This window comes from Pseudomonas sp. CBS (assembly GCF_024734645.1).
GTDB lineage: Bacteria > Pseudomonadota > Gammaproteobacteria > Pseudomonadales > Pseudomonadaceae > Aquipseudomonas.
The window spans coordinates 6192847-6205310 of record NZ_CP102929.1 but is presented as its reverse complement, the minus strand read 5'-3'; the positions used below and the strand labels follow the sequence as shown (position 1 = coordinate 6205310).

Annotated in this window: 9 protein-coding genes and 2 pseudogenes; 3 read left to right on the top strand and 8 right to left on the bottom strand. The window is 61.6% G+C overall.

Features of this window, described 5'->3' with window-relative positions:
- Positions 1-53: 53 nt before the first annotated feature.
- From NVB75_RS28325 to rlmKL, 4 genes and pseudogenes are all read right to left on the bottom strand, one after another.
- A pseudogene (locus NVB75_RS28325) lies at positions 54-266 on the bottom strand (hypothetical protein); the annotation flags it as partial.
- A gap of 287 nt (positions 267-553) precedes the next feature.
- Positions 554-766, bottom strand: a pseudogene (locus NVB75_RS28320) (hypothetical protein); the annotation flags it as partial.
- Positions 767-1094: 328 nt separating this feature from the next.
- Positions 1095-3494: a diguanylate cyclase gene (locus tag NVB75_RS28315; protein ID WP_258344338.1), complete on the bottom strand. Its 2400-nt coding sequence runs from the start codon at positions 3492-3494 to the stop codon at positions 1095-1097.
- A 140-nt stretch (positions 3495-3634) separates the two neighbouring features.
- Complete coding sequence (gene rlmKL / locus NVB75_RS28310) at positions 3635-5899, bottom strand: bifunctional 23S rRNA (guanine(2069)-N(7))-methyltransferase RlmK/23S rRNA (guanine(2445)-N(2))-methyltransferase RlmL (RefSeq protein ID WP_063032336.1); 2265 nt, start codon at positions 5897-5899, stop codon at positions 3635-3637.
- Between the two features lie 532 nt (positions 5900-6431).
- Between rlmKL and rmf the strand changes: the two genes are divergently transcribed.
- Positions 6432-6647: a ribosome modulation factor gene (gene rmf / locus NVB75_RS28305; RefSeq protein WP_002553055.1), complete on the top strand. Its 216-nt coding sequence runs from the start codon at positions 6432-6434 to the stop codon at positions 6645-6647.
- Positions 6648-6768: 121 nt separating this feature from the next.
- Here the strand turns inward: rmf and NVB75_RS28300 are convergent, their stop codons facing one another.
- The 4 genes from NVB75_RS28300 to sctC form a co-directional block, all read right to left on the bottom strand.
- Positions 6769-7794, bottom strand: a complete 1026-nt coding sequence (locus NVB75_RS28300) for a quinone-dependent dihydroorotate dehydrogenase (RefSeq protein WP_258344336.1) — start codon at positions 7792-7794, stop codon at positions 6769-6771.
- A gap of 86 nt (positions 7795-7880) precedes the next feature.
- Positions 7881-8342: a transglycosylase SLT domain-containing protein gene (locus NVB75_RS28295; RefSeq protein WP_258344334.1), complete on the bottom strand. Its 462-nt coding sequence runs from the start codon at positions 8340-8342 to the stop codon at positions 7881-7883.
- Positions 8339-8704, bottom strand: coding sequence for a winged helix-turn-helix domain-containing protein (locus NVB75_RS28290; RefSeq protein ID WP_258344332.1), 366 nt, complete (start codon positions 8702-8704; stop codon positions 8339-8341). The genes NVB75_RS28295 and NVB75_RS28290 overlap by 4 nt, the downstream gene beginning before the upstream one ends.
- A gap of 174 nt (positions 8705-8878) precedes the next feature.
- A complete protein-coding gene (sctC, locus tag NVB75_RS28285; RefSeq protein WP_258344330.1) occupies positions 8879-10342 on the bottom strand; it encodes a type III secretion system outer membrane ring subunit SctC in 1464 nt (487 codons plus the stop codon).
- 237 nt (positions 10343-10579) lie between these two features.
- Here sctC and NVB75_RS28280 point away from each other — a divergent pair, with 237 nt between their 5' ends.
- Complete coding sequence (locus NVB75_RS28280; RefSeq protein ID WP_258344329.1) at positions 10580-11779, top strand: CmpA/NrtA family ABC transporter substrate-binding protein; 1200 nt, start codon at positions 10580-10582, stop codon at positions 11777-11779.
- A 12-nt stretch (positions 11780-11791) separates the two neighbouring features.
- Entirely contained in the window at positions 11792-12367 is a 576-nt protein-coding gene (locus NVB75_RS28275) for an ANTAR domain-containing response regulator (protein ID WP_258348771.1), read from the top strand.
- Positions 12368-12464: the final 97 nt, after the last annotated feature.

Sequence of the window (12464 nt, the reverse complement as noted above, 5' to 3'; positions counted from 1 at the left end):
TTCCGATATCTGGCTTCAGGAAAGCTCGACAGCTCCCACGCTCCGATCTGGCTTCAGGCGAGCACCCGCTCTGCCTCAACCCTATCCCTGCCCGCCTGCTTCGCCGCATACACCCCTGGATCCGCCCGCAGCAACAGGCCATCAACGCCCTCTTCGACTCGCCAGCTGGCGATCCCGAAACTGGCAGTCACGATACCCACATCCTCCATCGGCTCGCTGCGCAACGCCTGCCACAACTCCAGGGCAACACTGAATGCCTGGCTGCCTCTTCGGTGCTGGACCAGGTGCTGCTGGACCTGTACCGCCAGCCGAAACTGGCGGCGGCCCCGGTTCTCTAACAGCAACAAAGATCAAATGTGGGAGCTGTCGAGCTTTAGCGAGGCTGCGATAGGATCACCACGGTGTACCTGATGCACCGCGGCGCCTGCATCGCAGCCTCGCTAAAGCTCGACAGCTCCCACGTTCCGATATCTGTCTTCAGGAAAGCACGACAGCTCCCACGCTCCGATCTGGCTTCAGGAAAGCTCGACAGCTCCCACGCTCCGATCTGGCTTCAGGCGAGCACCCGCTCTGCCTCAACTCTATCCCTGCCCGCCTGCTTTGCCGCATACACCCCTGGATCCGCCCGCAGCAACAGGCCATCGACGCCCTCTTCGACTCGCCAGCTGGCGATCCCGAAACTGGCAGTCACGATACCCACATCCTCCATCGGCTCACTGCGCAACGCCTGCCACAACTCCAGGGCAACACTGAACGCCTGGCTGCCTCTTCGGTGCTGGACCAGGTGCTGCTGGACCTGTATCGCCAGCCGAAACTGGCGGCGGCGGCCCCGGTGCTCTAACGGCAACAAAGATCAAATGTGGGAGCTGTCGAGCTTTAGCGAGGCTGCGATAGGATCACCGCGGTGCACCTGGTACACCGCGGCGCCTGCATCGCAGCCTCGCTAAAGCTCGACAGCTCCCACGTTCCGATATCTGTCTTCAGGCAAGCTCGACAGCTCACACGCTCCGATCTGGCTTCAGGCAAGCTCGACAGCTCCCACGCTCCGATCTGGCTTCAGGCAAGCTCGACAGCTCTCACACTCCAATCTGGCTTCAGGCAAGCACCCGCTCTGCCTCAACCCTATCCCTGCCCGCCTGCTTCGCCGCATACACCCCTGAATCCGCCCGCAGCAACAGGCCATCAACGCCCTCTTCGACTCGCCAGCTGGCGATCCCGAAACTGGCAGTCACGATACCCACATCCTCCATCGGCTCGCCGCGCAACGCCTGCCACAACTCCAGGGCAACACTGAACGCCTGGCTGCCGTCGGTATTGGGGCACAGCACCACGAACTCCTCGCCCCCCAGCCGGCAAAACACATCCGTACGCCGCAATCGTTGGCTGATGCGCCGGCACAATTCCTTGAGCACTTCATCGCCGACCGCATGGCCGTGCTGGTCGTTGATGCGCTTGAAGTGGTCGATGTCGAACATGATCACCGACAACGCTCCAGAGGCGCGTTTGACTCGAATCATCTCGGCCTTCAGCCGGTCCTGGAAGTAGCGTCGGTTATGAATGCCGGTCAGGGAATCGGTAATCGACAGCGCCCGCAGCTCTTCCTCGACCCGCTTGAGATCGGAAATATCCGACACATAGCCATGCCATAACGTACCGCCGCCGGGGAGTTCTTCCGGCGTTGCTTCACCGCGAATCCAGCGCAGCCCACGCTGGGGCAATTGCACCCGGTACTCTTCACGCCAATGGCTCAGTTGCAGGGTGGACAGACGAATGGAATCCCGTACCCGCTCGACGTCCAGCGGATGAACGCGCTCGAAGACCTTTCGTGCATCCTGCTGCAACACCCCCGGCTCGATCTCGTAGATATCGCGAATGCCGTCGCTGGCATAGATGAAACGCGAGTCGCCATTCGATTCCAGGATGAACTGGAAAATACCGCCGGGCACATGGGCACTGAGTTTCTTCAGCAGGCGGTCCCGCGCGGCCAGTGCCTCATAGGCACGCTTTTGTTCGGTGACATCCAGGCAGATCGCCAGGTGCCCGACCCACAGGCCATGCTCATCCAGCAACACGGTGGCGAGCATGTTCACCGTCAGATGGCTGCCGTCCTTGCGCACCAGCGTCCACTCACGGGTCTCGTGCACCGCATCGGCGCCGTCCACCAGCATCGCCTGGCCTGGCGCAATGCGCTTGCCCAGCGCCGCGCTCAACTGTACGGCACGGGCTTCCAGCTCGGGCGCCAGGTGCAGGCTTTCGAGGGTCAGATGGCCCAGCACCTCGTCCGACTCAAAGCCCAGCATTCGCTCGGCGCCGGCGTTGAAGGTGGTAATCACACCGCGCAGGTCAGTGGCGATGATCGCCACTTGGGTCGCCGCATTCAGCACGCTGCGCAGTTGGCCGTGGGTGCCTCGCAGTTCCTGTTCACGCTGACGCAATTGGGCCGTGCGCTGCTCCACCAGTTTCAAAGCGCGCTGGCGCTGGCTGACCAACACGTAGAGCAGCGCACTGAGCAGCAGGCTCAGCAGGCTGCCCATGACCAGGATAGTGACCTGCGAAGAATGATTGCCCTGCTGGAACACCAGGCTGGGGCGCAGGCTCAAGGCGTAGACGTGGTCGCCAAGCGTCAGCCGGCGTACAGCCATCAGGTCGCTGTCCGCCACGGCGTTGCTGGATTCGTAGAGCACGCGCTTTTCTGCGTCGGAAGTATCGACGATCTGCGTCACCAGGTTGTCCCGGTCCGCCTTGGGCAAACCGTCAGCCACCAGTTGGCGCATGCTGATCACCGCCATTACGTAGCCGTAAGGTTCGCTGACGGGTGCTTGTGGGGTTGGTGTCCGACTGACGGGTGCCACCAACAGCACGCCCATGGCGTAGGCCGGCTCCACGCCCACCAGTTGCATGGGCTGGGACACTGCCATTTTCCCCGACTGTTGCGCACGCTCCACCGTCGAGCGCCGCAGTGGCTGGGCCAACAGGTCAAAACCCAGCGGCGAGCCAAGCAGGCTCTGGGTCTGGCTGTACAGCACCGGCACATATTCATCGTGCTGAGCGGCCGGGGCCAGTTCGCCCGCCGCGTTCAATTCGCGAATGGCAAAACTCGCGCCACGCTCAGCGGTAATTTCTTGTTCAAACGCACTGCGCTGGTCACGCAGAACCCGAGGGGCCCAGGCATAAGCACGGGTACGCAACAGCAAAGGCTGCGCAAAACCGTCGAACTCTTTGCGGGAGACCGAATTGGAATTGGCGAAGAACCGCCGCAGGCTGCCCAGGCGTTGTTCCTGGTCCTCAAAGCGTTCCTGGAGGCGGCTGTAGCGCTCGTTGACCAGCAACTGGAAGCGTTGGCGCACCTGCTGTTGATAGAGATCGGAGGCCGCCCAGGCGACGATGATCGTCAGCGCACTCCCGGCCAGTAACACCACCACCGCCACCAGCCACGCCGATACCTGCTCACTGATAAAGCCTAGGATTTTCGGGCGGACGGCATGCAGCGGCATAGACAAGACTCTGAACGCCAGCGTGCAGGTGCGCCACTTTGGCAAGGCCTTAAGTTATAGCCACAGGACTTGCGTTTGACCAGCGCAAAAAAAACCGCAAGGCCGGAATGATCCGGGCTTGCGGCTTCAGAACGCAGTGATCAGCGAGCGGTGATTTTCCACGCCCGATGGATCTTGGCGTTGCGCGCAAAATCCGGGTCGATGGTCTTGTCACTGATCTCCTCGACGGCGTAACGCTCGACGAGGTTGTCTTCCAGCTGGAACTTGCGGAAGTTGTTCGAGAAGTACAACACGCCACCCGGCGCCAGGCGTGCCATGGCCAGGTCGAGCAACTGCACGTGGTCACGTTGCACGTCGAAGATGCCTTCCATGCGTTTGGAGTTGGAGAAGGTTGGCGGGTCGATGAAGATCATGTCGAACTCATCGCGACTGGCTTCCAGCCAGGCCATCACGTCGCCCTGCTCCAGGCGGTTCTTGTCGGAGAAACCGTTGAGGGAGAAGTTGCGGCGCGCCCAGTCCAGGTAGGTCTTCGACAGGTCAACGCTGGTGGTGCTGCGCGCGCCACCCTTGGCGGCGTGCACACTGGCAGTGGCGGTGTAGCAATACAGGTTGAGGAAGCGCTTGCCGGCCGCCTCTTTCTGGATGCGCATGCGCATTGGGCGGTGGTCGAGGAACAGGCCGGTGTCCAGGTAATCGGTCAGGTTGACCAACAACTTGACGCCGCCCTCGCTGACCTCGGTGAACTTGCCCTGGGCACTCTGGCGCTCGTACTGCTTGGTGCCGCTCTGGCGTTCGCGACGCTTGACCACCACTCGGTTCTTGTCGATGCCCAGCGCCTGGGGAATGGCTGCCAGGGCATCGAACATGCGTGCCGAGGCTTTTTCCGGGTCGATCGACTTCGGCGCCACGTATTCCTGGACGTGAACCCAGTCGTGGTACAGGTCGATGGCCATGGAGTATTCCGGCATGTCGGCATCGTACACACGGTAGCAATCGACGCCCTCGCGCTTGGCCCACTTGCCCAGCAGCTTCAGGTTCTTTTGCAGGCGGTTGGCAAACATCTGCCCGCCTTCGCTCAAGCGCGCCTGCTCGACCACTGGGGCCGGGGCGGGTTTGATCGGGTTACCGTTCTTGTTGTACTGACGCTCTTGCGGCTCGGTCGGCGCCTGGTCGTAGGCCGCTTGCTCGCGCTCGGCCTGGCGCTGTTCCGGGGTGCGACGCTCGCCGGTGACGAACTGGTCCGGGGTGACCTTGATCAACAGCAATTTGCACGGCAAGGCGCCGTTCCAGAACGAATACTGTTTATGGCTGCGGATACCCATGCGCTTGCCCAGGTCCGGAGCGCCGGTGAACACCGCCGCTTCCCAGCCCAGGCAGGCCTGGCGCAGACGCTCGCCGAGGTTCTGGTAGAGGTACAACAGGCTGGCTTCATCACCCAGACGCTCGCCATAAGGCGGGTTGCAGATCACCAGGCCTTTCTGGTTCTGGTCCGGCCGCGGCTCGAAGGTGCCGACTTCGCCCTGGTAGATCTTGATCCAGTGGCTCAGGCCGGCGCGTTCGATGTTGTTACGCGCGGGTTGGATCAGGCGTGGATCTGCTTCGTAACCCCGAACCCACAGCGGCGGCTTGGCCATGCCGATGGCCGCGCGTTCGCTGGCCTCTGTATGAAGTTTCTTCCACAGCGCCGGAACGTGACCGAGCCAGGCGGTGAAGCCCCACAGCTCACGGTTCAGGTTGGGGGCCATGTCGGCGGCAATCATCGCGCCTTCCACCAGGAAGGTACCGACGCCGCACATCGGGTCCGTCAGCGCGCCGCCTTCGGCAGCGATGCGCGGCCAGCCGGAGCGAATCAGGATCGCTGCCGCCAGGTTCTCTTTCAACGGTGCGGCGCCCTGCTGCAGGCGGTAGCCGCGCTGGTGCAGGCTGTGGCCGGACAGGTCAAGGGAGAGGATCGCTTCGCCACGGTCCAGGCGCAGGTGAATGCGCAGGTCCGGGTTGATCTTGTCGATGGACGGACGTTCGCCGGTCGGGGTGCGCAGTTTGTCGACAATCGCATCCTTGACCTTCAGCGCGCCGAAGTGGGTGTTGTCGATGCCCGAGCCGTGGCCGCTGAATTCAACGGCCAGTGTGCCGTCGGCGAGCATGTGGTCTTCCCACTCGATGTCCAGCACGCCGTGGTAGAGGTCTTCGGCGTCCTTCATCGGGAAGCGCTTGAGCACCAGCAATACACGGTTGGCCAGACGCGACCAGAGGCACAGGCGGTAGGCGGTCTCCATGTCGGCCATGCCGCGCACGGCCGAGGTGTGCTCGCGGGCTTCCTCAAGGCCAAGCCCGACGGCTTCCTCGATCAGCAGGCCTTCGAGGCCCTTGGGGCAAGTGAGGAAGAGTTCAAAACGGTCCGACATGGGGCATTCCAGGCTTTTCAGCAATAAGTGAACGGGCGACGCATCGCGCGTTCGGTTTTCAATCAAGCGCTTTTCTTGAAGAGCGCTCGTGTGGCACGAATGTGCCGTTCCACCTCGGCTACAGGCCTTTTGGGCCTTTATCGACGGGGCAGTTCAAGTATTTGAAGCAACAAAAAGAAATATTCTGACCCTTCGTCGAATAATAACCGACTGCAACGGGTGGGCATTCTCACTAAAGGATTAAACCCATCCTCTTTGAAGGGCACATCATAGCTGGGTTTGCCCAAGAAAAGGGGCGAAAAGCCATCCCAGCTTATGGCCATAGCATCATTATCGTTACGTGCTTATGACAAAACGATCATTGAATCCATGTGACCTATTGGTTAGAACTCAACACAGGTTGGCGCCGTAACGACGCCGACACATTGGCTCGCCACGCCGGCAGCGAGCCCACCAACGGCAGAAAAACTCTGCCCGGCCTCGGACGAGGCCGAAGGATATCAAGACAGTCAACAAGTGAGGGAAACACCCTATGAGAAGACTTAAGCGTGATCCGTTGGAAAGAGCATTTTTACGCGGATATCAATATGGCGTTCATGGCAAATCCCGTGAGCTTTGCCCATTTACTCTACCGTCGGTACGCCAAGCCTGGATCAACGGCTGGCGAGAAGGACGCGGCGACAACTGGGACGGTATGACTGGCACTGCGGGAATCCACAGACTCAACGAACTTCACGCCGTCGGCTAATCAAGGGCATTTAATTCCGACACCAGCACGAATACGCAACCACTTAACCACGCACGCCCCATCCGGGCGGCGGGCTTCGGCCCAGGGGCTCCTTCGAGGAGCCCTTTTTAATGGGCCTCGATTAACCTTTTGGCAACGCCGCGATTGCATCCACCGACTGGCGAATCAACGCCGGGCCCTTGTAGATAAAACCTGAATACAACTGCACCAGGCTCGCGCCAGCGGCGATCTTCTCGGCCGCGTGCTTGCCCTCGGTGATGCCGCCCACGGCGATGATAGGCAAGCGCCCTGCCAACTCAGCCGCCAGCACCTTGACGATGTGGGTGCTCTGGTCGCGCACCGGCGCACCGGACAGGCCACCCGCCTCGTCACCAAAGGCAAGGCCTTCGACGCCAACGCGGCTCAGGGTGGTGTTGGTGGCGATCACTGCATCCATTCCGGAGTCCACCAGGGCCTGGGCCACCAGTACGGTCTCGTCGTCGCTCATGTCCGGAGCAATCTTGATCGCCAGCGGCACACGCCTGCCATGGCGCACAGCCAGGTCTTCCTGACGCTGGCGCAAGGCTTCGAGCAGTTGCTTGAGGGAGTCGCCAAACTGCAGGCTGCGCAGGCCCGGGGTGTTCGGCGAGCTGACGTTGACGGTGACGTAGCTGGCGTGGGCATAGACCTTGTCCAGGCAAATCAGGTAGTCATCCACCGCACGCTCCACCGGGGTGTCGAAGTTCTTGCCGATGTTGATCCCCAGGATGCCTGTGTACTTCGCCGCCTGAACCCGCGACAGCAAGTTATCCACACCCAGGTTATTGAAGCCCATGCGATTGATGATCGCCTCGGCTTCCGGCAAGCGGAAGATCCGCGGCTTCGGGTTGCCCGGCTGCGGCCGTGGGGTCACGGTGCCGATTTCGACAAAGCCAAAACCCAACTGCGCAAATCCGTCGATGGCCGCGCCGTTCTTGTCGAGGCCGGCAGCCAGGCCCACCGGGTTGGGGAAATCGAGCCCCATCACCGACACCGGCATTTTCGCCGGGGCCTTGCACACCAGACCATTGAGCCCCAGGCGGCCACCGGCACCGATCAAATCCAGGGACAGATCGTGGGAGGTTTCCGGAGAGAGTTTGAACAACAGCTGGCGGGCCAGGGTATACATGGGCGGGATTGACTCGGATGGCGGCGAAAGGTGGCGGCGATTATAGCCGGGGTGAAGGGCTGCATGCGAGGCGCGCTGTCCAATCGTCAGTTGCGGTACGCCATCAGTTCCTCGTAGCGAGCCCAGATTTTTTGCGCATAGCGAAGGCGCAGGGCCTCGCGCTGAGGCCCGGGGCCGCCGCCCACATTGTAGGAACCGATCGCCGTCCAGTTGTAGCCGAACTGTTTGACAAAGTCGGCAAGGATCGACGCCCCGACCTCCACCGACAGGCAAGGCTCATCCAGCAAGCGTTGCTCGGTAATGCCCAGCTTGAGCAGGCGCGGCAGGTGAATGCTGTTGATCTGCATCAGCCCGATATCACGGGTGCCATTGCTGTTGGCGTAATTCATGGCCTCGGCGCGATAACCCGACTCCACCGCGGCGATGGCTTGCAGCAGCTCCGGTTCGATGTCATATCGGCTGGCGGCCTCGGCCCAGCAATACGCCCGGGCTTCATTACTGAAGCCGAGTGCGAGCAGCAGCACTCCCTTGCGCCAGGCGCGTCTCATGCCTGGCTGCGACCGCAGGTGGAACAGACATGGCGCGCAACCGTGACGGCACAGGTCACTCGGTACCCTTTGCCGTACACCGTCTTGATCAGCCCCCTACCGTCCTTCAAAATTTTACGCAGCGAACAGATGCAACGGGTCAGGGACTCTTCGGTAGCCTCGTTATGGGGCCATGCCTGTTCCAGCAACTGATCCTTGGTCACCAACACACCGGCCGACGCCAGCAGCACGCGCAGCACCTGCCCCTCCTTGGGCGGTAGTTGAATATCCGAATCTTCGCCGGTCAGCCTGCCGTCGCCATGCAATGTCCAGCGATCAAAGACCATGGGGGCGGCCAGTGCCCCGTTATTCACCACGGCCATTCGTACCTCTGCACCCAACTCACCCTCATTTCCAACACTGGTTATCCCGAAAAATCGCGACTATAAAAAGCTCACCCTCGGTATAGGAGAGGCAAAAGCCCCCATGCACTGTTTTTTTCCAGACAGACTACGTAGGACTTTTCGGCACCACCCCGCACAGAAACAACGGCGGTTTTATCCCGCACCCCGGCGGGTAAATGCACGTTTCACCTGTTCATACTGGGAGGGTGTCAGCGGCGGTGCCTGCCCCGGCTCTGCACGGGTATGCACAGCATTCCCAAGTGCCGCCGCCTGAATGACAAACAGCCGCACACTGTTAGCCATAGGTCCGTAGTAACGTCCGGACAAGGCCGACCCGGCATCACGCTGAAAATCCCCCACCAGCAGCCGCCTGCCCGGCGCCACACGCACCACGCTGCTGATTCCCACACGCTCCACCGCTGCCGAGCGCTTGTCGCGATTGCCGGCCCTGCCCAACTGGCGGCCATCCTCAATGGTGAGCAACATCTCGATTTCGCCCGCCTCGGCAAAGCGCGGTAAAACACTGACCTGGGTGCCATAAACCACGGGTTGCCACTCATCGCTGTCCTCACCTGGCCGGGGCAGATAGAACGTCTGGTTATCGTTGAACACCGCCGGCACATTCTCCTGGGTAAGAATCACCGGCAACGCCGTGACCTTTGCGCGCCGACGCGGCTCCAGTGCCGTGATCCGCTTCATGAAGGCGTCGTCATCGACGGGCGCCATGACCCGGGTTGCGGAAGGCTCGCCGGAGCCTTCATGCATGGCCACGCCCAGCTTCTTGAGCTCATCGCGGTCCACATCCACCAACCACAATGAAACCTCCACTGCGCGCTTCGGCACATCCAGTTCCGCCACCAGGCTTTCGATAAAACTCACCTGCTCAGGCTTGCCCTTGATCAACAGGCTGTTGGTGTCCGGGTAGGCCAGCACCGAAATATCGGTGTCGCCCAGTAATCCGGATTGCCCCTGGGGGACACTCTCCTGTTCGACAGCCAGCAGTTTTTCGATCATGGATGCCATGCCCGGCACCGTGATGGTTCTGTCGCCCATCTCGTACTCGCGGTCTGCAACGTGGGTGTTGAGTACCTGCACCACCCCGATCCGCTGCGGCCCCATGCGCAGTTCCGCACGCTGGCGGTCCATCAGTTGCGCCAGGCGCAACACATGGTCGACATAGTTCGGCGGCCCGGACACATAGAACATCCGCGCCCCACTCGCCCGCAGTGGGTAGCGCGCCTCGTCGAGCCCCGAGCGGCGCATGAACCCGCGCAGGATATCCACTGAAATGTGCCGCAAGGTCACCACCGAGCTTTTCGCCTCGTCGGCGTCGTAGAGGTAAAGCACCTGGCCGTCGCTGTACCAGATCAAGCCCCGCTGCCGGGCGACGGACTCCAGCAGCGGTTGCGCCGAATCGAAATCGAACGCTCCGCTGATGCGCTTGCGCGCCGCCGCCTGACTGACAACGATCGGTTGCCCCAGCGGCAATGACAGCGCGGTAAAAAAAGTGTGCAGGCTCTCATCACGAGCCTGGTACGGCTCCCCGAACGCGCAGGGGCTGCCCAACAACACGAGGCAGAAAAGCAGCGTCGAAAAACGGGGAAGGTGGATGAACATGCCTGCATGGCCCGGGCTGAAAGAGCGGCCATACTGCGAGGCAGGCCAGTTTCAATCCTGATGGAAAGCTGACGTCCCGCCCATCCTGCGCGCGTCGTGGCATGTGCCTTGCTTTGCCTTGTCTATCGCAGCCCGCGCCAACGGCGGAACGGGCTCAAGGACACAGACGTCGTTACCCCGGGCCCCTCCTGTGTGTGGCCCGACGGAGCGGCGTTTTTTTATGAAAGGTACGTATTGATGAGTGATCCCCTGGCTTGGGTCAACGGCAGCGATGCCCCGGAAAAGAGCAGCCTCAACCTGGGATTCATGGCCCTGAGCGATTGCGCCTCGGTGGTGGTCGCCGCCACCCAGGGCTTCGCGCAGCCCTATGGCCTGACGTTGAACCTCAAGCGTCAGTCGTCATGGGCCAGCCTGCGGGACAACCTGGTCAGCGGCGAACTGGACGCCGCCCACAGCCTGTACGGCCTGATCTACGCCGTGCACCTGGGCATCGGCGGCGTGGCGCCCACCGACATGGCAGTGCTGATGGGCCTGAACCAGAATGGCCAGAGCATCAACCTGTCCCGTGGTCTGCAACAGTTGGGGGTGACCAGTCCTGAGGCACTGGATCGTCGCGTGCACCAAAGCCGAACAAAACTCACCTTCGCCCAGACCTTTCCCACAGGCACTCACGCCATGTGGCTGTATTACTGGCTGGCGAGTCAGGGCATCCATCCGCTGCAGGACGTGGACAGTGTGGTGGTGCCACCGCCACAAATGGTTGCGCACCTGCAAGCCGGGCGTATCGATGGGTTCTGCGTTGGCGAGCCCTGGTGCGCCAGTGCAGTGAAGCAAAATCAAGGCTTCACCCTGGCGACAACCCAGGCGATCTGGCCGGACCATCCGGAGAAGGTCCTCGGTTGCACTCAGGCGTTTGTCGAGCAATACCCCAACACCGCCCGGGTACTGGTGATGGCCATTCTGCAAGCCAGCCGATTTATCGAGGAAAGTGTCGAGAACCGCCGCTCCACCGCGCACCTGCTGAGCGCCCCGCAATACCTCGACGCGCCGCTGGACTGCATCGAACCGCGGCTGCTGGGCAACTACGACGACGGCCTCGGCAACCACTGGCAGGATCCCCACGCGCTGCGCTTTTATGGCCACGGCGAGGTCAACCTGCCCTACCTGTCCGATGGCATGTGGTTCATGACCCAGTTCCGCCGCTGGGGGTTGCTGCGGGAAGACCCGGACTACCTCGGTACTGCCCGCCGCGTGCAGCAACTGGATATCTATCGCCAGGCGGCCAGCGCCGTGGGGGTGCCTGCCGGAGGCGAGGCCATGCGCAGCAGCCAGCTGATCGACGGCAAGGTCTGGGACGGTTCGGACCCGGCCGGGTATGCCCGCAGCTTTCGCCTGCACGCCATGGCCGACGTTTCCAGTCGCCAGGCCTTGCGCTGACAGGAGGATCTTATATTGCGAATCCTGTTGATCAACGACACGCCGCGCAAGGTTGGGCGGCTCAAGGCCGCGTTGACCGAGGCCGGGTTTGAAGTGATCGATGAGTCGGGGCTGACGATTGACCTGCCGGCGCGGGTTGAGGCGGTGCGCCCGGATGTGATTTTGATCGATACCGAATCGCCGGGGCGTGATGTGATGGAACAGGTGGTACTGGTCAGCCGCGACCAGCCGCGGCCGATTGTGATGTTTACCGATGAGCATGATCCTGGGGTGATGCGTCAGGCGATCAAGTCTGGGGTCAGTGCCTACATTGTGGAGGGGATTCAGGCGCAGCGGTTGCAGCCGATTCTGGATGTGGCGATGGCACGGTTTGAGAGTGACCAGGCCCTGCGCGCGCAGTTGCAGGCGCGGGATCAGCAGTTGGCGGAGCGTAAGCGGATTGAAACGGCCAAGGGGCTGCTGATGAAAATGAAGGGGTGTAATGAGGACGAGGCCTACACGCTGATGCGGCGTCAGGCGATGAGTCGGCAGCAGAAGCTGATTCAGGTGGCGGAGCAGATTATTGCGATGAGTGAGTTGTTGGGGTGAGGGGGGGTCGGGGTGTATATCCGTTATTTAGGTAACGGCCGCTTATGGTTCCGCTCTTACAGCGGCTCACTTTTGAACAGCGCAAAAGTAAGCAAAA

Coding starts and splice junctions, on each gene's coding strand:
- NVB75_RS28290 (WP_258344332.1), bottom strand. CDS start 8,704: ATGGCCGTGGTGAATAACGGGGCACTGGCCGCCCCCATGGTCTTTGAT.
- NVB75_RS28295 (WP_258344334.1), bottom strand. CDS start 8,342: ATGAGACGCGCCTGGCGCAAGGGAGTGCTGCTGCTCGCACTCGGCTTC.
- NVB75_RS28280 (WP_258344329.1), top strand. CDS start 10,580: ATGAGTGATCCCCTGGCTTGGGTCAACGGCAGCGATGCCCCGGAAAAG.
- NVB75_RS28300 (WP_258344336.1), bottom strand. CDS start 7,794: ATGTATACCCTGGCCCGCCAGCTGTTGTTCAAACTCTCTCCGGAAACC.
- NVB75_RS28315 (WP_258344338.1), bottom strand. CDS start 3,494: ATGCCGCTGCATGCCGTCCGCCCGAAAATCCTAGGCTTTATCAGTGAG.
- rlmKL (WP_063032336.1), bottom strand. CDS start 5,899: ATGTCGGACCGTTTTGAACTCTTCCTCACTTGCCCCAAGGGCCTCGAA.
- rmf (WP_002553055.1), top strand. CDS start 6,432: ATGAGAAGACTTAAGCGTGATCCGTTGGAAAGAGCATTTTTACGCGGA.
- sctC (WP_258344330.1), bottom strand. CDS start 10,342: ATGTTCATCCACCTTCCCCGTTTTTCGACGCTGCTTTTCTGCCTCGTG.